This is a genomic window from Nocardia sp. NPDC049707 (assembly GCF_040674855.1).
Lineage (GTDB): Bacteria > Actinomycetota > Actinomycetes > Mycobacteriales > Mycobacteriaceae > Nocardia.
The window spans coordinates 65,254-84,805 of the sequence record NZ_JBFANN010000019.1; the positions used below are offsets into that span (position 1 = coordinate 65,254).

At 64.6% G+C, this 19,552-nt stretch carries 18 protein-coding genes and 2 pseudogenes; 11 read left to right on the forward strand and 9 right to left on the reverse strand.

From position 1 onward, the window contains the following. Window position 1 precedes the first annotated feature (1 nt). Window positions 2-186, forward strand: a pseudogene (locus tag AB0J29_RS18620) (trans-aconitate 2-methyltransferase); the annotation flags it as partial. A gap of 4 nt (window positions 187-190) precedes the next feature. Here the strand turns inward: AB0J29_RS18620 and AB0J29_RS18625 are convergent. The 6 genes from AB0J29_RS18625 to AB0J29_RS18650 all read right to left on the reverse strand — a co-directional run bounded on the left by AB0J29_RS18625 (window position 191) and on the right by AB0J29_RS18650 (window position 6,186). Further along, window positions 191-628: a nuclear transport factor 2 family protein gene (locus tag AB0J29_RS18625; RefSeq protein WP_364787163.1), complete on the reverse strand. Its 438-nt coding sequence runs from the start codon at window positions 626-628 to the stop codon at window positions 191-193. A 93-nt stretch (window positions 629-721) separates the two neighbouring features. Then, window positions 722-1,618, reverse strand: a complete 897-nt coding sequence (gene murQ / locus AB0J29_RS18630; RefSeq protein WP_364787166.1) for an N-acetylmuramic acid 6-phosphate etherase — start codon at window positions 1,616-1,618, stop codon at window positions 722-724. A 16-nt stretch (window positions 1,619-1,634) separates the two neighbouring features. Continuing rightward, window positions 1,635-2,498: a MurR/RpiR family transcriptional regulator gene (locus tag AB0J29_RS18635; protein ID WP_364787169.1), complete on the reverse strand. Its 864-nt coding sequence runs from the start codon at window positions 2,496-2,498 to the stop codon at window positions 1,635-1,637. 3 nt (window positions 2,499-2,501) lie between these two features. Next, complete coding sequence (locus AB0J29_RS18640) at window positions 2,502-3,662, reverse strand: anhydro-N-acetylmuramic acid kinase (RefSeq protein WP_364787172.1); 1,161 nt, start codon at window positions 3,660-3,662, stop codon at window positions 2,502-2,504. Then, the gene (locus tag AB0J29_RS18645) at window positions 3,662-5,191 is read right to left on the reverse strand and encodes a sodium:solute symporter (protein WP_364787175.1); all 1,530 of its coding nucleotides are present in this window, start codon (window positions 5,189-5,191) and stop codon (window positions 3,662-3,664) included. The genes AB0J29_RS18640 and AB0J29_RS18645 overlap by 1 nt, the downstream gene beginning before the upstream one ends. A gap of 65 nt (window positions 5,192-5,256) precedes the next feature. Beyond that, window positions 5,257-6,186: a BadF/BadG/BcrA/BcrD ATPase family protein gene (locus AB0J29_RS18650; RefSeq protein WP_364787178.1), complete on the reverse strand. Its 930-nt coding sequence runs from the start codon at window positions 6,184-6,186 to the stop codon at window positions 5,257-5,259. A gap of 59 nt (window positions 6,187-6,245) precedes the next feature. Between AB0J29_RS18650 and AB0J29_RS18655 the strand changes: the two genes are divergently transcribed. The 5 genes from AB0J29_RS18655 to AB0J29_RS18675 all read left to right on the forward strand — a co-directional run bounded on the left by AB0J29_RS18655 (window position 6,246) and on the right by AB0J29_RS18675 (window position 8,893). After that, window positions 6,246-6,746 (forward strand): DUF1992 domain-containing protein, encoded by a 501-nt coding sequence (locus AB0J29_RS18655; RefSeq protein ID WP_364787181.1) that lies wholly within the window; start codon window positions 6,246-6,248, stop codon window positions 6,744-6,746. 57 nt (window positions 6,747-6,803) lie between these two features. Continuing rightward, window positions 6,804-7,211, forward strand: a complete 408-nt coding sequence (locus AB0J29_RS18660) for a TIGR03668 family PPOX class F420-dependent oxidoreductase (RefSeq protein ID WP_364787307.1) — start codon at window positions 6,804-6,806, stop codon at window positions 7,209-7,211. A gap of 101 nt (window positions 7,212-7,312) precedes the next feature. Then, window positions 7,313-8,143 carry a mycofactocin-coupled SDR family oxidoreductase gene (locus tag AB0J29_RS18665; protein WP_364787184.1) on the forward strand — a complete coding sequence of 277 codons (831 nt, stop codon included), beginning with the start codon at window positions 7,313-7,315 and terminating at the stop codon, window positions 8,141-8,143. Window positions 8,144-8,428: 285 nt separating this feature from the next. After that, window positions 8,429-8,638, forward strand: coding sequence for a TOBE domain-containing protein (locus tag AB0J29_RS18670; RefSeq protein ID WP_364787187.1), 210 nt, complete (start codon window positions 8,429-8,431; stop codon window positions 8,636-8,638). Window positions 8,639-8,722: 84 nt separating this feature from the next. Next, a complete protein-coding gene (locus tag AB0J29_RS18675; RefSeq protein WP_364787190.1) occupies window positions 8,723-8,893 on the forward strand; it encodes a transposase in 171 nt (56 codons plus the stop codon). Between the two features lie 70 nt (window positions 8,894-8,963). Here the strand turns inward: AB0J29_RS18675 and AB0J29_RS18680 are convergent, their stop codons facing one another. Then, window positions 8,964-10,484, reverse strand: a complete 1,521-nt coding sequence (locus tag AB0J29_RS18680) for an alpha/beta fold hydrolase (RefSeq protein ID WP_364787193.1) — start codon at window positions 10,482-10,484, stop codon at window positions 8,964-8,966. Between the two features lie 588 nt (window positions 10,485-11,072). Between AB0J29_RS18680 and AB0J29_RS18685 the strand changes: the two genes are divergently transcribed. Continuing rightward, window positions 11,073-12,257, forward strand: a complete 1,185-nt coding sequence (locus tag AB0J29_RS18685; RefSeq protein ID WP_364787196.1) for a lipase family protein — start codon at window positions 11,073-11,075, stop codon at window positions 12,255-12,257. Between the two features lie 323 nt (window positions 12,258-12,580). Here AB0J29_RS18685 and AB0J29_RS18690 read toward each other — a convergent pair whose 3' ends face one another. After that, a complete protein-coding gene (locus tag AB0J29_RS18690) occupies window positions 12,581-13,108 on the reverse strand; it encodes a flavodoxin domain-containing protein (RefSeq protein WP_364787199.1) in 528 nt (175 codons plus the stop codon). Window positions 13,109-13,551: 443 nt separating this feature from the next. On the opposite strand from AB0J29_RS18690, the gene AB0J29_RS18695 reads away from it, so the two are divergent. The 4 genes and pseudogenes from AB0J29_RS18695 to AB0J29_RS18710 all read left to right on the forward strand — a co-directional run bounded on the left by AB0J29_RS18695 (window position 13,552) and on the right by AB0J29_RS18710 (window position 18,469). Then, on the forward strand, window positions 13,552-15,903 hold the full coding sequence (locus tag AB0J29_RS18695) for an arylsulfatase (RefSeq protein WP_364787309.1): 2,352 nt from the start codon (window positions 13,552-13,554) through the stop codon (window positions 15,901-15,903). Window positions 15,904-15,950: 47 nt separating this feature from the next. Continuing rightward, a complete protein-coding gene (locus tag AB0J29_RS18700) occupies window positions 15,951-16,856 on the forward strand; it encodes a formylglycine-generating enzyme family protein (RefSeq protein WP_364787312.1) in 906 nt (301 codons plus the stop codon). A 46-nt stretch (window positions 16,857-16,902) separates the two neighbouring features. Then, window positions 16,903-17,115: pseudogene (locus AB0J29_RS18705) on the forward strand (hypothetical protein); the annotation flags it as partial. 307 nt (window positions 17,116-17,422) lie between these two features. After that, the gene (locus tag AB0J29_RS18710) at window positions 17,423-18,469 is read left to right on the forward strand and encodes an acyl-CoA desaturase (RefSeq protein ID WP_364787202.1); all 1,047 of its coding nucleotides are present in this window, start codon (window positions 17,423-17,425) and stop codon (window positions 18,467-18,469) included. Between the two features lie 161 nt (window positions 18,470-18,630). Here AB0J29_RS18710 and AB0J29_RS18715 read toward each other — a convergent pair whose 3' ends face one another. Next, a complete protein-coding gene (locus AB0J29_RS18715) occupies window positions 18,631-19,512 on the reverse strand; it encodes an alpha/beta fold hydrolase (RefSeq protein WP_364787205.1) in 882 nt (293 codons plus the stop codon). Between the last annotated feature and the right edge of the window lie 40 nt (window positions 19,513-19,552).

Sequence of the window (19,552 nt, forward strand, 5' to 3'; positions counted from 1 at the left end):
GCTGTCGGGGGCGGATCCGGTACTCGAATGGGTCAGCGGAACCGCACTGCCTCCAGTGCGCGACGCACTCGCCGGCGCCGGCTGGCAGGAGTTCACCGCACAGCTGGCGCCGCTCTTACGCGCGGCCTCGGCGCCACCTGGCTGCCGTTGCGAAGGGTCTTCGCTGTGGCACACAAGACCGGCTGAACCTTCAGGCAGTGCCCGGCGCGACGAACATGAAACTCTTCTCCTCGATGCGCTGCTTGATCCGCCAGCGGCCATCGACGCGGGCGAAGATGTCGTGATACCAGAGCCCGCACAGCATCAGACTCTGCTGACCTTCGCCGGTCGAGACCAGCATCGGGTTGTGGCACATGGTGCGCCCGGTGGCGCTGTCCCCGTCGACCGTGATCGACGAATTGCTGATCAGATGTTGGAACGCAGGGAAGTTCGGCATCACGGTGGCGAGGAACTTCTTGGTGGATTCGAGATCACCGGCCGCGCCACCCATGGCCGAATAGTCGATATACGCATCCGCGGTGAAAATCTCGTCGAGCAGATCCCACTGATGGGTGTCGACCGCATGGGAGTACCGGACCATGAGGTCCTCGATCTCCAGGCGGTCGGAAATCTCCTGCAGGGACAGCATGGTGCCTCCGAATTGCCGACACATCGTTCCGGCGGTGCGCGGAACTGTGGTCAGGGTAGCGGTTGGCCGCGCACGGATGCGGCAAACGGTATATCAGTGATGCACGGCATCACGCACCCATCCGTCCGCGTGCTGTAGCAGTGCGCGGGCCTTCGGTGCGTCGACTCCGGCCAGGCGCATGACGATGGCGGTTTTCACGTGGCCGTCCGCCGCGTCCAGCAATGCCGCGGCGGTGGCCGGATCGGCTCCGGTCGCCTCAGCGATGATGCGGCGTGCGCGGTCGACGAGTTTGGCATTGGTGGGCCGCACATCCACCATCAGATTTCCGTAGACCTTGCCCGCCCGCACCATGGCGGCGGTGGAGAGCATATTGCACACCATCTTCTGTGCGGTGCCCGCCTTCAACCGGGTGGAGCCGGTCAAAATCTCAGGGCCCGTATCGATTTCGATGCCGACATCGGCGAATGTGCTGGCTTCCGCATTGCGGTTGCAGGAAATAGCGACCGTCGCGGCACCGATCGAGCGGCCATGTCGCAGCGCACCGATGGCATAGGGGGTTCGGCCACTGGCGGCGAGGGCGACGACCACATCGTCGCTGGTGAGCGCGATGGCGAACAGATCGGCGGCGGCCAGCGCTGGGTCGTCCTCGGCACCTTCGACGGCCCGCAGGAAGGCATCGGGTCCGCCCGCGATTATGCCGAGGACTTCGCCGGGGTCGGTGCCGAAGGTCGGCGGACATTCGACCGCGTCGAGCACACCGAGTCGGCCGCTGGTGCCGGCTCCGACGTAGACCAGTCGACCGCCACGCCGCCGTGCCGCGACGATCAGCTCGACCGCCCGCGATATCTCCGGAATCGCCTGCGCCACAGCGGAAGCCACGCCGGTGTCTTCCGCGTTCATGGTGCGCAGCAGCTCATCGATCGGCATCGAATCCAGCGCGGTGGTGCGTGGATTCGACGCTTCGGTGGTCAGCGAACCGATTTCGGTCACCGCGACACCGGGTACTTCATTCGGCCTCCTTGGTTCGACGATCGGCTACCACCTCATAGGTGCGCCGCAGGGCCCTGGCCGCCGACGGCGTGCGTTGCAGGACGCCGACATATAGTGCATCGACGATGAGGAGCTGACTCATCCGACTCGCCATTGCTGCGGAACGGAATCCGTCCTCGCGTCCCGCCACGAGCACCGTATGCGCGGCGGCATTCGCGAGTCCGGATCGCGCCCCGGCCGTCACGGCGACCGTGGTCACGCCCGCGTCGGCGGCCCGGAGCACGGCTTCGACGACCGCCACGGTTTCACCCGAATGCGAGAACGCGACGGTGACATCACCGGCCTGGAGCAGGCTGGCCTGGACCACCGCGTCATCCTCGGATGTGCATGCGCCGCACCACATTCCGATGCGGGTGAGCTTCTGCGCCATATCCATCGCGACGAGTCCGGAGGCGCCGATGCCGACCAAGTGCACTCGCCGCGCGCCAACCAGTGCGTCCACGACCGCCTCCATGGTCGCCGGATCGGCGAGTTCGGCGGTCGCCATCATGCCCTCGGTTTCGAAGGCGGTGAGTTTGTGCAGCACCTTCGAGAGCGCGTCGTCGGCACCGATATCGGTGGCGAATACCGGCGCGCCATCCTCGCCGCCGACCGCGGCCATGGCGAGTCGCAGCTGCGGATAACCTTCGTAGCCGAGGGTTTTCGCCAGCCGCACTACCGCGGAGGTGCTGGTCGCCGACCGCTCGGCGAGTTGGCTCACCGTGAGCTGTGCGGCGGCGGCTGGATCGTCCCGTATCACCTGTGCGACGCGCAGTGCGGTCGGGGTGAGTCGTGGCAGCGCGGCCAGTAGGCGAGTGCGTACGTCTTCGGACTCGGGCATGGTTCAACCCGCCAGCGTGAGTTGTCGGGGCATAGTGGTCGGCGCATCGGGCAGCGCGAAACCGGCTGCACCCGGGGTGATGGAACCGAGTATCGCCGCGCGACTCGCTCCGGTGCAGGCGGGATGGCTGCCCGCGAGGCCGTGTGCGGTCAGGAAGCCGAGCACGGCGAAAGCGGTCGCCTCTTTCGCTGCCGACGGTAGGCCGAGTTCGTCGGATGTGCGCAATCTCGTGGGGCCCAGATATGCGCCGAGCATTGCCATCAGGGTGGGATTGTGTGTTCCGCCGCCCGATGCGATGACCTCGGTCGGGCGCATCGGTGCGAGGGCGTCGGCGATGGTACGTGCGGTCAGCGCGGTCACAGTGGCGACAATATCGTCGGCGGCGGGTGTCCGGCCGTCCAACACACGCTCGAGGTAGCTGCGATTGAACAGCTCCTTCCCGGTCGTCTTGGGTGCCGGTGCGCGGTAATAGTCCTCCGCGAGAAGGGTTTCCAACATATCGGCGTCGATCTTCCCGCGGGCGGCCCGTTCTCCGGAGCGGTCGAAACGCTCGGCGCCGCCGGTGCACAATTCGACGGCCGCATCGATGAGGGCGTTGCCGGGGCCGGTATCGAAGGCGACCGGCCGGTCGCCGGTGACCGTGACATTCGCGATCCCGCCGATATTCAGCGCTGCCGCGCGTTCGCGATGTCCCGCCAGCCACAACAGGTCGAACAGTCCCACGAGGGGTGCGCCCTGCCCGCCCGCGGCGATATCACGCGAACGAAAGTCGCTGACGACCGGCAATCCGGTGCGTTCGGCGATCCATGCGGGCTGTCCCAACTGCAGCGTGCCTTTCACCGCTCCGTCCTGTACCCAGTGGTAGACGGTCTGTCCGTGTGAGGCAACGAGATCGGCTGCGCCACTGAAGAACTCACGCTGTGCGGCAGCTGCGGCATCGGCGAAGGCTTGGCCGATTGCGGCATCCAGACGGCACACGGTCGCCATATCTATGGCACCGGGCGGCAAGGCGGCGATGAGTTCGGACCGTAGTTCATCGGGATAGGCCCGACTGAGCTGTCCGACGAGTCGCACCTGAATCGTGTCGTCCCGCAATACAATATCCGCGCCGACAGCATCGATCGCATCGTGCGAGGTCCCCGACATCAACCCGATGACGCGCACTATGCCACCGCCGCAACATGTTCCGGCTCATCCGACGCTGGCGCCGGATGGAACAGGCTGGCGATGCCACCGACGATCAGCGTGACAAGCACGCCGATCGGCACCAACCACTGTGCCGCTATACCCTTTTCGACGACCTTCCCCGCCACGGTTACATCGATCTTGATCACTCGCACCACGAATGTCATCACGATCACCGTGACAATGAAGGCAACGATCGCGTCGAACTGGTTGGCGCGCGCGACCAGTCGCCCGAGCAGGAACGCACCGAGCAGTGCACCGTAGGTGTACCCCGCGATGGTGAGCGCCGTCAGGTACACATTGCCCGTCGTCGCGCTGAAACCCATGGCGAACAGCGCCATCAGCACCGCCCACACCAGTGTCATCACCCGCGCCAGCCGCAGCAGCGTGTGATCGGCCAGCGTGCGTCGGGAGAAGCTGCGGATGATGTCGGCGACCGTCGAATTGGCCATAGAATTCAGCGCCGCGGACAGTGAACCCATTGCTGCGCCGAGGATTCCGGCGACCAGTAACCCGGAGATCACTACTGGCAGTCCATGCAGAATGAAGTTGGGGTACAGGCTGTCCGCGCTGGCCAATCCGAGTTCCTTGGCCGACTTGCCGCCGTTGTAGGACCACAGCAGCGCACCGACCAGGGAGAACGCGGCGAATTGGATGGCCACGAAGATACCCGAACCGATTATCGCCTTCTGACTGTCGCGTAGCGACCGCGTCGCCAGAATGCGCTGCACGATCAGCTGATCCGAGCCGTGCGAGGCCATCGCGAAGATCGCGCCACCGATAATCGCGGTCGGGAGGGCAAAGGTGCTGGTGAGAATGTGCGCGAGACCGAAATCGGTATCGAAGACGCGGAACTTGCCCGCATGCAACGCATCCGACCATCCGGCGGCGCCGACATGGCCGGTGAGCACGCAGATCGCGATAAGCGCACCGGTGAGGTAGAGGCCCATCTGCAGCGCGTCGGTCCAGATCACCGCCTTGATGCCGCCCAGGTACGTGTACACGACGGTGATCAGCGTCAGTACCACGATGATCGCGTCGTAGCCGAAGTCGAGCCCGAATTCGCTGAGTAGCAACTTGATCGGAATGGCGGAGGCGAACAATCGCACGCCCTCGGCGAGCAGCCGGGTGAATACGAAGGTCACCGCGGCCACGCCCTGCAGATAGCGACCGAAGCGCAACTCGAGGTACTGATATGCGCTGACGAACCCGCCGCGCTTGTAGAGCGGTATCAGCACGATCGCGACGACCGTGCGTCCGATGATGTAACCGATGGCCAACTCGACATTTCCGAAGGCCTGATCGGTGTACGCTCCGCCCGGAATCGAGATCACGGTGAGCACACTGGTTTCGGTGGCCACCACCGAGAAACATACCGTCCACCAGGGCATTCGGCCCTCACCAACGAAGTAGTCGCTGCTGGACTTCTGTTTTCCGGACAGCCGCAGGCCGATCCACGCGACGGTGACGAGATAGATGACGATGACGGCGAGATTGAGTGCGTTCAACGCAGCTCCCGGGTGACGCGACGGACTGAGAGTGCAACTAAGTGTCACGGGTCATTAAGAGTCTGTCAATAAGTGTCAGAAATTCGGATGACCAGTGCTTCGAGTGCGGTCGCCTGGTCGACGGCGAGCAGCGCCGCACCGTCGATCGGATCGCCGAGCGGATCGCGGCGGTCGATCGCGTGCCCGATCCGACGGTCGAGTGGGTCCAGCAAGGGTGCACCGAGCTTGGCTAGACCGCCGGTGATCGCATAGGGGACCGGTGGGCGGATACCGGATCGTTCGATCGCTGCGAGGACGGTGCGGGCCAGTGCGCGTGCGGCGGCTGTCATGATCGCGGCCGCGGTATCGTCGACGGCTGCGGCAACGACGGGCGCGAAGCCGGCGGCGACCAGGGCCGGGTTATCCTGCTCGCCAAGGTATTTCGGCAGCGCATCCAGGTCGACGCCATAGTGTTCGCGGACCTTATCGACCAGGATGGTGCGTGGACCCCGGCCGTCGTGGGCACGGAGCGCGGCGCGCAGACCTTCCAGGCCGATCCAGCCGCCGCTGCCCTCATCGCCGAGTTGCGGTCCCCAACCGTCGACTCGGGTGAACCGGCCGGCGGCGTCGACCGCGGTCGCGACAGCCCCGGTTCCGATCGCCAGCACGACTCCGGGCGAACCACCCAGTGCGCCGGCGTGTGCGGTGACGGCATCGGACGTCACGGCGACCGCGGTTGCGCCGGGGACCTCGGTCAGCCGCCGGGCGAGTGCAGCGGCCGCGTCCGGTGCCGATGCGGCACCCGCCGCGCCCACGGAGAGCGTGAACGTTGTTGGTAGCGCGGCGATCTGATCGGTCACGACGCGGATCGCACGCTCCGCCGCAGTGACACCCGTGGCGTGCGCGAGCCCCGGTGCACCCGGTGCTTCCGCATAGCCCACCTGGTTTCCATCCATGCGCAGCGAACCGCGACAGCCGGTCTTGCCGAGATCGATCGCGAGGATATGGTTGGTCATGGGAACATCTTTACCGGTCGGTAGACTGGATTCATGGACGTTCCGTCAAAGCTATTGCCATGACCGAGCGTAAACCCCTCGGTGTCACCTTCGAATCGTGGATCGACAAACAGGTCCGCGAAGCCACCGAACGCGGCGAATTCGAGAACCTCCGTGGCGCGGGCAAACCGATCCCGAACTCCGTCGACGACGAGAACTGGTGGTTGACGAGTTACCTGCGCCGCGAGGGCGTGCGTGGTGACGGCCTACTGCCCCCGTCGCTGGTATTGCGCCGCGATATCGAGGAACTTCCGGAAACGGTGCGGGATATGACCTCCGAACGCGAGGTTCGTAAAACGATATCGGAGCTGAACGAGCGCATAGTCGACTGGTTGCGAATGCCGCACGGGCCGTATGTTCCGGTCGGGCCGGTGAATACCGAGGCGATTGTCATACAATGGCACGCCGACCGTGCCGCCACGCGTCGAGTTGGGCAGCCGAAAGCGACTGAGCCCAGCAATCAGCCCGCACCAACCAAACTCCGTTGGTGGCAACGGATTGTCCGTCGAATTCCGGGCTGACGCAATGGGTCCCGGTCCGAGAATCGGTTCCGATGGTAATGCGGAGGTTCGGTGCGACTGAATGCGAAGGTGGCGCGAGAACGGTTCCTGGCAGAACCGGTAGCCCGACTGGCCAGCACATCAACCGACCTGCGTCCGCATATCGTGCCGATCGTTTTCGCGGTCGCCGGCGATACCATCTACACCGCCGTCGATGCCAAGCCGAAGACGACAACCGCCTTGCGCCGCCTGGCGAATATCGCCGCGAACCCCGCTGTGGCCGTGCTCGCCGACCGCTACAGCGACGACTGGACGCACCTGTGGTGGGCCAGGGCCGACGGCAGCGCGCGAATCGCCGACGGCGCCGAAGCTCAGCAGGCCCTGGACCTGCTGACCGCGCGCTTTCCGATATACCGCACCCAGCCGCCGCCGGGGCCCGTGCTCGCTATCGACGTCACCCGCTGGTCGGGATGGTCCGCGAGCTGACCCATGATTACCGAACGCGCGGTGTGGATCTCGCCGAATATCGGCTGCACCGATGGTGTGGATCGTGAAATCATTTGATCACCAGTCGAAAGGGGACACAGATGGGGCAGTTGGCGGGCAGGGTAGCGGTGATCACCGGCGGCGCTCGCGGTCAAGGGCGTTCGCATGCGCTGACTTTGGCCGCCGAGGGTGCCGATATCGTGCTGTGCGATATCACCGAGTCGATCGGCAGCGTGCCGTATCCGCTGAGTTCCGAAGACGATCTCGTCGAGACCGTCGAGCTCGTCGAGGAGACCGGGCGGCGTTGCGTCGCGGTGCAGGCGGATGTGCGCAGCCGCGCAGCGATGGACGGGCTCGCCGAACGGGCCATCGCCGAGTTCGGCCGGATCGACATCCTGCTCGCCAACGCGGGTATCGCCTCCGGCGCGGCCATCGCCGAGATGGACGAGCAGATGTGGCAGGACATGATCGATGTCAACCTCACCGGTGTCTTCCACAGTTTCCGCGCCGTGCTGCCGCATATGATCGAACGCCGGTGGGGCAGAATCGTTGCCACCTCGTCCATCGTCGGACGCTTGGGGGCGGCGAACTCCGGTCACTACGCGGCGGCGAAATGGGGCGTCATCGGTTTGGTCAAATCGCTGGCGCACGAAGTAATTCCGCACGGCGTCACCGTCAATGCGGTGCTACCGGCCGGTGTGCGCACCGATATGATCATGAATCCGGCAATGTATTCGGCCATGGTTCCCGATATCGAAAATCCCACCCTCGAGGATGTGGAGGCGATGTTCGCCGCCGGTCCGCCGAATGGCGATCTCATTGCGCCACACGAGGTTTCCCAAGCCATCCTGCTTCTCGTCGGCGAATCCGGGCGACACTTCAACGGCGAGGCCATCACCATCTCCGGCGGTATGAGCGCGGGCACCACCTGAGGCTGGAACCCGCCCTGAGGGATCGCCAGTACAAACGGTGCGACGACGACGAGCATCCCGATGCCACCACGCTGTTTCCGCACTGCTGCCCCGACTCCGCCGAAGTACTCATCCACCTACTCATCCGGCTCCCGCCACCGGTAAAGGGATGAGCCCCCTCGGCGCAGGATGGGGTCAAAGGGGGGCGTCAGGTCGCGGCACAAACGATGGTTTATGCGTGGGCAGGCCATGCGGCGCGTACGAACATCCGATGAACCGGCACTCGGACTGCGTAGGATCACCGGCATGCGACTATCCACACGTAACCAACTCGATGGAACAGTCGTCTCGGTCACCCGCGGCGAAGCGATGGCCGTCGTCCGCGTCCGGCTGACCGGCGGCGACGAAATCACCTCCTCCATCACCCGCGCCGCGGCCGACGACCTGCAACTCAGCGACGGTTCCCGGGTCACGGTCCTCATCAAATCAACCGAAGTCACCCTCGGCGTCGACTAGGGTCTGTGTCGAAGTGAGCTGAGGGGTGGCACCGTGGTGCCATCCCTGCAACTTGTTGGTGAAACCGATGCTCAATAGGCGCGGTTGGAACCGTTGCTGCCCCGCAACAAGAAGGCGGGCCGCCCGCCCCCGCAATGGACGAAACGCCAGATCATCGACGGGATCCGATGGCGGACCCGGGTCGGTTGCCCGTGGCGCTCGGCCCACTGCATATCTCACCGGACAAGCCCAAGCCGAGCGGCACTACAACCGTGATGTCGACCGTATCGTTGAGATCACCGGTCGGCCCGTCGAGTGGATTGTGTCGCTGGGCGCTGCGGGCTGGTCAGTCGGGGAGAGAGTTGGGGTCGCGTTGGCAGGTGAGGTCGGCATCGGGGAGGGTGCCGTCACGAAAGTAGGTGTTGACGATGTCGTTCGCGCAGTGGCTCAGGTCGGAGCCGAGGACGCCGTGAACGCGGGTGTCCGCCAGTGTGACCATTCGTGACGCTGTCAGGTCCTGGTGCAGCCCGAGGCCTTGCTGGTAGGCGGTGCGGGTGTCGCGGGTTGCCTGCAGGATCAGGGCTGGCGTCGAGTTGTGCACGGCGGTGGGAGGCTCGATCGGGTCCGGCCAAAACGCGCAGGCGGTGACGTTGTTGGCGAACGCGCCGAACACCGGTTGGGCCGCCCGGACGCTTTCGATGTTGCGGCGATACCAGCCCAGATCTCGGGGTGCAGCCTTGTCGCCACACAGGACTGCCGCCAGGCCCGAGGCATCCATCGGAACGGGACCGCTGATCTTGGCTTTCAACTGCTCCATGTCGACGGGCAGCCCGGACACCGCGTCGGCTACGACCCGTACGACCTCGGCGAGGTTGGTGTTCCTCCGCGGAGTCGACAACAGCGCGAGCAGCATCATCGGCACGGTGTGTTCATCGATGAGATAGCCGTTGCCGATCACCGGATGCGTGGCGGAACGTCGGATCATGTCCTCGACAAAGGCTCGGACCTGCGGTCCGCTGCTACCGAAGTGGTATTCGGCGTCGTGGCGGGCGGCCCAGATCGCCCAGTCGTCGAGCCCAGCCTCGTTGACGGCACCCATGTCCTGGTATGTGCCGATCCAGTAGCGGTCCGGGTCGATGGCGCTGTCCAGCACGATCCGGTCACTGCGCTGCGGGAACATCTGCGTATACACGGCGCCGAGGTAGGTGCCGTAGGAGAGGCCGTAATAGTTGAGTTCGCGTTCACCGAATACGCCGCGGATGACATCCATGTCTCGGGCGGTATTGCGGGTGGTGATGGACCGAGCCTTCTCGGGATCGGGTGCTATGCAGGAAGCCGCGAGCGCGGCGGCCAGGGTGGCGTCGCGCGCGTAGCCGAAGGCGTCGAAGCCAGCCGAGAACAACATGGTGGGAAGCGGCAGCGCACAACTCATTCGGTCCGATCGGCCGATACCACGTGGGTCCATGCCGATCTGGTCGTACTGGGCACGGACATCCGGTGTGAACCGATCCCGGAGTCCCGCCATCATGCTCAGGCCCGGACCGCCGGGACCACCGGGGTTGGACAGCATGATCCCGCGCCTTCGGGCCGGGTCGGCGGCCGGGATACGCGAGATCGCTACGGTCAGCGTGCGTGCGTCCGGTCGGTTGTAGTCGAGCGGTACGACAACACCCGCGCACTGGGCTCCCGCATTGTCGAGCACCGCGTCGTTACACGGCTTCCAGTCCAGCTGCTGGTGATAGAACGACTCCAACCCATCCGGGATGTCATCGACCGGATCGGCGCTTGCCGGTCCCAGGGGCAATGTGGCGAATGCGGCTGCCGATATGACCCACAGTACGAGCCATCGAACCCAACGTATCGGCATCGCATCTCCTGCCCGAGACCTCCGTGTCCCTGATTCCGTCGCACTGCCATTTCCGGGGTCTCGACCCAGCACCATACAGACGTTTGCTGAAACCGGCTCGGCGAAGTCCTGATTTACAGAATCGTTACCCATATTTGCCCCGGTCAGATCGGGGTTGCGCCTCCAACATCAGGTTTTGTGGCGCGAGCCGATGTGCACAAATCACAGACTGGCTGCGATAGCTACGTATGCCAATCAATTGCCCGCTATATCGCGAACAGACATCCTCGCATCAGCTCGGTCCAGCGAGCCATTTCCTCCTTGCTGGGCGGCCGCAATAGTTGTTGAAAACTTTACAGCTGTGAATATGAAATCGTTATGCTACCGTGATTCAAACCCTCAGTGGTGTGACCGGTTGATGCAGGCCCGGAGTGCCTGCGCGTCGGATAGTTGGACGCGGGAGGCGTGATGGAATCCGGGCATCTGTTGTCGACGTATCGGAAAAATGCTTGCCGCACAGCGTGTTCGGCGACCGATGCGTCTGGTCTGCCGGTCGACGGCGCGACCTGGCAACCAGAGAGGTGGTGGCGGATCGGCCGACACTGGCTCGTGACCCTCACCCTCGCCATGTTCATGCTGCCGGCAGCATTGACGATGCCGGTCGCGCAAGCCGCAGAGCCGCCCCCTGGTGATGATCCCTTCTATGCCGCACCCGCCGATCTCGCGTCACATCCCAACGGCGCGGTGCTCGGGACGCGGACGATCCCAGTGCTCGGTCTGCCGATACCGGTGGCGGCGTGGCAATTACGGTATCGCACAACCGATTCCGAAGAGCATCCGCAGCTGGACGTGACCACGGTGCTGGTGCCGCCGGTGCCATGGAGCGGGCCGCGGCCGGTGTTGTCGTACCAGGTACCCGAGAACAGTCTCGACACCCGGTGCGCGCCGTCGGTCACGCTGCGCGGCGGATCCGACACCGATATGACGAGAATCATGCAGGATGCGCCGTTCATCGGAGAGGCACTGCGGCGGGGATGGGCCGTCGTGGTCAGCGATTACGAAGGGCCGCAGTCCCGGCTCTTCGACGGTGTGACGTCCGGGCGTGGAGTCCTGGACGGAATTCGGGCCGCACGGTCGTTCCCGCCAGCCGGCATCGATGCCGCGAGCCCGATCGGCGCCTTTGGATACTCGAGCGGAGCCTTCGCCACGCTGTGGGCCACGCAGTTGCGTCGGGAATATGCACCAGACGTGCGATTCGTCGGCACCAGCGCCGGCGGAATCCCCACCGATATCCCGACGATGGCACAACTCGCCGACGGCGCCGAAGGGGCGATACTGATCCTGCTCGGGCTGGCCCGCAATGAACCTGCCTCTCGGCTGGCCGACTTGCTGAACGACGAGGGTCGCCGCGCGCTGCGCGCCGCAGGCACCTCCTCCTGCGGTGCGGATATGGCTCAGAAATACTCCGACATCCACGTCGACGACTTCGCCACGGTCCCGAACCTGCTGGCGCATCCCGCTTTCCGCAACGCCGCCAGGCCCAATGAACTCGGCCGCACCACCCCCGACACCCCGCTGTACCTGTACCACAGCGTCACCGACGAGAAGATCCCCGTCGCCGGCTACACCGCCCTCGTCGATACCTACTGCGCTCAGGGCGCCACCCTCACCGCGATCCACTCGCTGTTCCCGACCCACATCGGAGCCGCCGCAGGCGAGGCCCTCGGCGGCCTGAACTTCCTCGCCGACCGCTTCGCCGGCACCCCACAATCCCCGGGGTGCGTGGTGCGATAAAGCGCCAGCCCACCAGTGCAATGCACCCGCATCTTGTACCAGGCCGGTTTCGTCGCCGGACCGCTGGTCGGAATCACTTTGACAGCGTTCGACTTCAGCGTCACCGGCGGTGCCGCCACGGTGGTGTGCGCGATCGCGACGGTCGCGTACTACGCGGGATTTGAACCTGCGGCCTCTGGGTTTCGAACCGACGAGGCCCCGGCGGGCAGTGCCACGACCTCTCTCCGAGTCGCGCCTTAGCCCGTCAGTTTTGTGGGCGGGCGATATTGAGTGGGCAGTCGGTGGCGTGGAGGACAGTTCGGCTGACCGAGCCGAGCAGGAGATCAGGACCGGTGCGCAAGGTAGTCGCGTTCGGTTTGAGCGAGGTGATCCGCCCAGGCCCGCGCACGCTCCAGTTCGCCCGCGGTGAGCGGACCGAGAATACCGTCGACGAGGAAGTCGGTCGGTGCGTCGATCAGCTCATAGCCCAAGCGCCGCAACCGTTTTCCGGCACCGCGGGCGGCCGATCCGGGAAGCCAGGACGGTTTCGCGGCCTTGGTTGCGAAGGCCGCGGCCCGGGAGCCCGGTGGCACCGGTAGCGCCGCATCCAGCCATTCCCGCATGCCGATATCGACCGAGACCGGCGCCTCCGTCCGGGCCGCCGCGTCGCGGCGCGTGCGTGCTCGGCTCATACCGAGGGCGTGGGTCGGAGCGCCGACCACGAGCAGATCCACGGCCGGCTCGGGACGCTGGGCGGCTGCCGCCACGTCCAACACCTCGACCTCGCCGTATGCACTCAGTTCCGCCGCGACGGCCTTGGCGATCGCGGCGGTGTTGCCGAACATCGACTCGTAGACGATCCGGACCCGCATGGTGGTCTCCTCCGCTGGGAACGTTCTCGACCCCGACGCTACGACCGGACAGTGCCCCCGCACAGTGCCGAACCGACGCTTGCCGAGGGACCTTCGGACACCCGATCTCGGTATCGGTCAGCGATCATTCCGGGGCACCGCGCCTACGCCGCCCAGCGAATACCGTAACGATCGATTCGGGAGCACACCGTGGTCTGTCGTCGTACTGTCTGATTACGGAAGGTGTAGATCAGCGAATATCCGGACATCGCGTCCGAGAGGAGCATGACCGCCACACGTCGAATCGCATGATCGAGCCCGTCTCCACGGTTCGCCGGAGCTGGGCATGCCCATCCACACGACAGCCGCACCGATCGACGTTGGCACGTGTACCAGGCATGAGATCCGGAGTCCGGACAACAGGATGAATGGCAAACGAACGCTTTCGCTACCGGAGGTGGATGATGGCCAGGAAGTTCGAGGGGGAGGTTGCGCTCGATATCCGTGATTCGGTGCCCGACTGGGGGCCTTATGTGGAACCGACAGCGCCGCGCGGCGCGCCGAATGTGCTGTATCTGGTGTGGGACGACATCGGGATCGGAACCTGGGATTGTTACGGCGGTCTGGTCGAGATGCCGAATATGAAGCGCATCGCCGATAGTGGTGTGCAGTTCACGCAGTTCCACACGACCGCCCTGTGTTCACCCACTCGTGCCGCCCTGATGACCGGTCGGAATGCGACCTCGGTCGGCATGGCGACCATCGAGGAGTTCACCGACGGGTTCCCGAGTATGTGTGGTCGCATACCGGCCGAAACCGCCTTGTGCTCGGAGGTACTCGCCGAACGCGGGTGGAATACGTACGCGGTAGGCAAATGGCATATGACACCACTGGAAGAGGAAAATCTGGCGGCGTCCAAGCGGCATTGGCCGCTGGGGCGCGGGTTCGAGCGGTTCTACGGTTTCCTGGGCGGCGAGGCGGACCAGTGGTATCCGAATCTGGTGTACGACAATCACCCGATCTCGCAGCCGTACGCACCGGAAGACGGATATCACCTGTCGAAGGATCTGGCCGACAAGGCGATCGAGTTCATCCGCGACTCGAAGGTGGTCGCTCCCGACAAGCCATGGTTCACCTACTTGTGCCCGGGATGCGGGCATGCGCCGCACCACGTGCCACAGGAATGGGCCGACAAGTATCGCGGCCGGTTCGACATGGGCTATGAGAAGTATCGCGAGATCGTGCTGGAGAACCAGAAGCGCATGGGTCTGATGCCGGAGAACACCGAGCTGTCGCCCATAAACCCGTATGTGAATGTCACCAGTGCCGACGGCAAGCCGTGGCCGATGCTGGACACGGTGCGAGCGTGGGATTCGCTGTCGGAGGACGAGAAGCGGCTGTTCCGGCGGCAGGCGGAGGTGTTCGCCGGATTCCTCTCCTACACCGACGCACAGATCGGCCGACTGCTGGACTATCTCGAAGAAAGCGGCCAACTGGACAACACCATTATCGTCACCTTCTCCGACAACGGTGCCAGCGGCGAGGGTGGTCCGAACGGTACCCCTAACGAGATGAAGTTCTTCAACGGCTACGTCGACACGATCGAGGACAGTCTGGCCAAGATCGACGAGCTGGGTTCACCGACCACCTACAACCACTACAGCGTCGGGTGGGCGATGGCGTTCAATACCCCGTACAAGCTGTACAAACGGTATGCCTCGCACGAAGGCGGTATCGCCGACCCGTGCCTGATGTCGTGGCCCGCCGGGATAGCGGCCCGCGGCGAGGTGCGCCACCAGTACATCAACGTCTGCGATATCACTCCGACCGTCTACGACCTGCTCGGCATCACACCCCCGGAGACGGTGAAGAACGTGGCGCAGCGCCCCTTGGAAGGGGTTAATTTCCGGGCCCTGTTCGATGACGCGAATGCGGAGGTCGGCAAGCACACGCAGTTCTATTCGATGCTCGGCACGCGCGGGATCTGGCATCGCGGGTGGTTCGCCGACACCATTCACGCGGCATGTCCGTCCGGTTGGGGGCATTTCGACCAGGACCGCTGGGAACTGTTCCATATCGAGCAGGACCGCAGCCAGGTGCACGACCTCGCCGAAGTGCACCCCGAGAAACTGGAAGAGCTGAAGGCGCTGTGGTTCTCGGAAGCCGAGAAATACAACGGCTTGCCGCTCAACGATCTCGACTTCATCTCCGCCATGACCCGCTACCGCCCGACGTACGGTGCGAAGCGCGATAATGCTGTCTACTATCCGGGCATCGCCGAAGTGGGACCCGGTGCGGCACTGGAGATTCAGGGACGGTCGTTCGCGCTGCTCGCGGAGACGACGATCGACAGCGCCGATGCCGAGGGTGTGTTGTTCGCCCACGGCGGCCGGCTCGGCGGACACACTCTCTACGTCAAGGACGGCCACCTGTACTACACGTACAACTTCCTCGGCGAGGAAGAGCAGACCATCGTCTCCGATCGCACGGTACCGCTGGGCGACCACATCCTCGGGATCCGGTACGAACGTCGCGGCACCCGCCCCGACAATTTCACACCCACCGGCGAGGCCGTCCTGTACATCGATGAGGACCCGGTCGGCTCACTGGAGGATATGCAGACCCAGCCCACCATATTCTCCGGCGTAGGGGAGGGCATCCGGGTCGGCCGGGACGGCGGTCAGTCGGTTTCCGCGCGCTACCGCGCACCGTTCCCGTTCACCGGGGGATCCGTGCGCCAGGTCATCGCGGATGTGAGCGGCAAGCCCTACCAGGATCTGGAAATGGCGGCGGCTGCGGCATTTTCGCGGGATTGAGGCGGCGATCAGTGGCTACCGCAATCGGTCGCGATATCCGGCGAGGCATGGTCCGGATATCCGGCGGCAGCTTCGCGATGGGATCCGAGGACTTCTTCCCCGAGGAGCGGCCGGTGCACCGGGTGCGGGTCGATTCGTTCTGGATCGACGCGCACCCGGTGACCAATGCCGCCTTCCGACGCTTCGCGAAGCAGACCGGATACGTCACGGTCGCCGAACGCACGCCCACGGCCGAGGACTATCCGGACGCGGAACCGGAAGACCTGATTCCGGGTGCACTCGTGTTCCGGCCCACCAGCGGACCGGTGCCATTGGACAACTGGCGCCGCTGGTGGCGGTATGTGCCCGGCGCGTGCTGGCGCCACCCGCGCGGGCCCGGTAGCGCACTCGACGGGCTCGACCGCCACCCGGTCACCCAGATCGCCTACGAAGACGCGGCGGCGTACGCGGCCTGGGTCGGCAAACAGCTGCCGACCGAGGCCGAATGGGAGTTTGCCGCCCGCGGCGGATTGGATGGAGCCGCCTATGCCTGGGGCGACGTGTTCGAACCGACCGGCCGACGCATGGCCAACATCTGGGTCGGTGCGTTTCCATGGCAATTCCACCCCGGTCGAGGTCAGACCGGGACACCTGGCACCACAGCGGTCGGCACCTATGCACCGAACGGTTACGGTCTGCACGACATGACCGGCAACGTGTGGGAGTGGACCGTCGACCACTTCCGCCCGCAGCACCCGACGCCGACCTGTTGTACCCCGCACAACCCGTACGTAGGAACACCCGAATCAACAGCGCCGCAACGCTTCCCAAGCCATGTCGTCAAGGGCGGCTCATATCTCTGCGCGGCGTGCTACTGCCTTCGGTACCGTCCCGCGGCCCGACAAGGTCAAACCGAGGACACCGCTACCTGCCATCTCGGCTTCCGGTGCGTCGTGCGCGACGCAATTCCGTGAAGTCCGAACCCGACCTGCCTGACAAGCGATTCGCCCCTGCTGTGCGTGCACCTATTCGTCCGCGGTCCAGCTCGCCGGATTGCTGCACAACAGCCTGTTCAGCTGGTCATGGGCCGACCCGCGCGCCGCCGTCGTCATCGCCGCGGTAGCGGTGAAGGAGGGCATCAATGCTCAGCGCGGCGAGACCTGCTGTGCCACAAATCAATTCAGCGCACACGCCGCCGACCACCCCCTCCTTTATGACTGCGGATGCTGCTAGGGCAAGCTTTCGATCGGGGATCGAACCATGACGGTCGCCGGTTCAGCCGCTGTAGGGCACGATAGGATGACCCCGCTGAACTCCTGATGCGCCCGAAAGGCGTGATCCGATCCGGAGTTCGACCTGCACCGCCTCCCGACAGCTGGTATGACTCTTCCCGGAGGTCCGCCAAGTACGGCCCAACAGCAAGTAACCGACGCCGAGCGTTCGCACAGTGTCGGGCTGTTATTCGGTTCACGCCGTTAGGTTTACGGACATCCTCAGCACCCAGTGATATCAGCCAGTGATCTATCGATAGGACCAACGCGTGACACTGACCGAAACCGAGCCGCTCATCGAGCCCAACCAGGTAGCGGACCGGGGCAGCGATTACGCCAGGCTTTCTCGCCGAGTGCGACAAGCGGGACTGCTGAACAGGCGGCTGCGCTACTACGGCTGGCGAATCGCGATCACCGGGGCCGGGCTGGCCGCCGGCTGGACGGCGTTCGCTCTCCTCGGCGACTCGTGGTGGCAGTTGGGCACCGCGGTCTTACTGGCCGTGATGTTCGCTCAGTTCGCGTTCCTGGGCCACGACGCCGGGCATCAGCAGATCTTTCGTACCCGGCAGGCCAACCGTCTGTTCGGCATGATCTGCGGGAATCTTTGTATCGGGGTGAGCATCGGCTGGTGGGTCGGCAATCACAATCGACACCACGCGAACCCCAATACCGAGGGCGCTGACCCCGACATCATGGGAGTGCTGGCACATTCCGGTGTGCGAGCGCGGGCCGGCCGTGGGCTCCGGCGGCTGATATTCCGTTACCAGGCATGGCTGTTCTTCCCGATGCTGTTCCTCGAAGCGGGTAGCCTGCACACCGCCAGTGTTCGAGCCGTGGCACGGCGGGCGACGCCGTACTGGGCCCGGGAGGCCGCGCTGCTCGGCGTCCACGCGGCCTTGTATCTGTCGGCGGTGTTCCTCGTGCTGTCCCCGGTCAAAGCCATTGCCTTTCTCGTGGTGCAGCAAGGTCTGTTCGGGTTCTATATGGGCTGCACCTTCGCACCCAACCACAAGGGGATGGCCGTACTGCCGAACCCCGGTTCCACCGACTTCCTGCGCCGTCAAGTGCTCACATCCCGAAATGTCCACGGCGGCTGGCTGACCGATGCTGCCCTCGGCGGCCTCAACTATCAGATCGAGCATCACTTGTTCCCATCCATGCCCCGGCCCAATCTGCGCCGAGCCCAGCCGCTGGTCGCCGAATTCTGCGCTGAAATCGGTGTTCCCTATTGCCAGACAAGCCTTCTCGGCTCATACACCCAAGCGCTGCGTCACCTGCACACCGTCGGTCGGCTCGCCCATCCGGTTGCGGACTGACCACATGGTCCGGCTTGTAGAGCCATCTACTGGACATCGAAACCGACCCTCGCCCGCTTCGATCAACAGAAACGACGAGCCGTTGCCCGACGCTGCCTGAGGCGAAGGAAGGCTCCGACCGAACATCCGAGAGCTGGCGATATATCAGCACTCGAACGGGTTCAGCGTTTGTGCCATTCGATGACCGCGGCGACGATCTCGTCGGCGGCGTCTTCCTGGATGTAGTGGCCGGCGCCGCTGAGTAGGACGGTTCGATGGTCTGCGAACTGTTGCTCCCAGCGGCGACGTTCCGGGGTGCGGAATGCGACGTCCTCCGTGCCCCACACCAGCAATGCCGGGCGGTCGCGCAATACCGCCAGTCCGCGTTCGACTTCAGCGAGAAACGCTCTGCTGCCGAGGATTTCACGAGGGAATACGTGTACCGGCTGACGCGATTCCGGTGTCGGAAACGGACCGCGGTAGGCATTCATCACTGCTTCGGACAGCTTCTTGCGGCGGACACCCGCGGGGATGATCCGCTCCACGAAGAAGTTGCGACGCAGGATCAGCCAGCCGCCGATCGGGCCGCCCAAGAACCGTGAAAATGCCTGGGTGCCCGGATCAGATTTCGGCCAAGCCCAGGTATTTCCGATGACGAACGCGGCAAATCGGTCGGGGTGCCGCGTGGCGATCGCGAATCCGATCGGGCCACCCCAATCCTGCACCAGCAGTGTCGCAGCACGCAGGTCGAGCCGGACGATCAGTTGCTCGACCACATGGGCATGCTCGGCGGGTGTGAATCCGTACCCGGGAGCCGCCTGTGAGAGCCCGAAGCCGGGATAGTCGACGGCGATACAGCGGAACCGATCTCGCAATCCGATGATCACGTCCCGGTAGAGGAACGACCACGTCGGATTGCCGTGTAGCAGGATCAGCGGCGGACCACTGCCCTCGTCCAGATAATGCACCCGCGAACCGTCGATCTCTTCGAAATGATCTGCGAACGGGTACAGGTCCGTAGGGATCCAGGCCGGCCTGGAAGGTGTACCTGCGTTGTATTCCATCGCGCACCATCTCCTTCCTACAGTGGTTGGCTCAACCAGA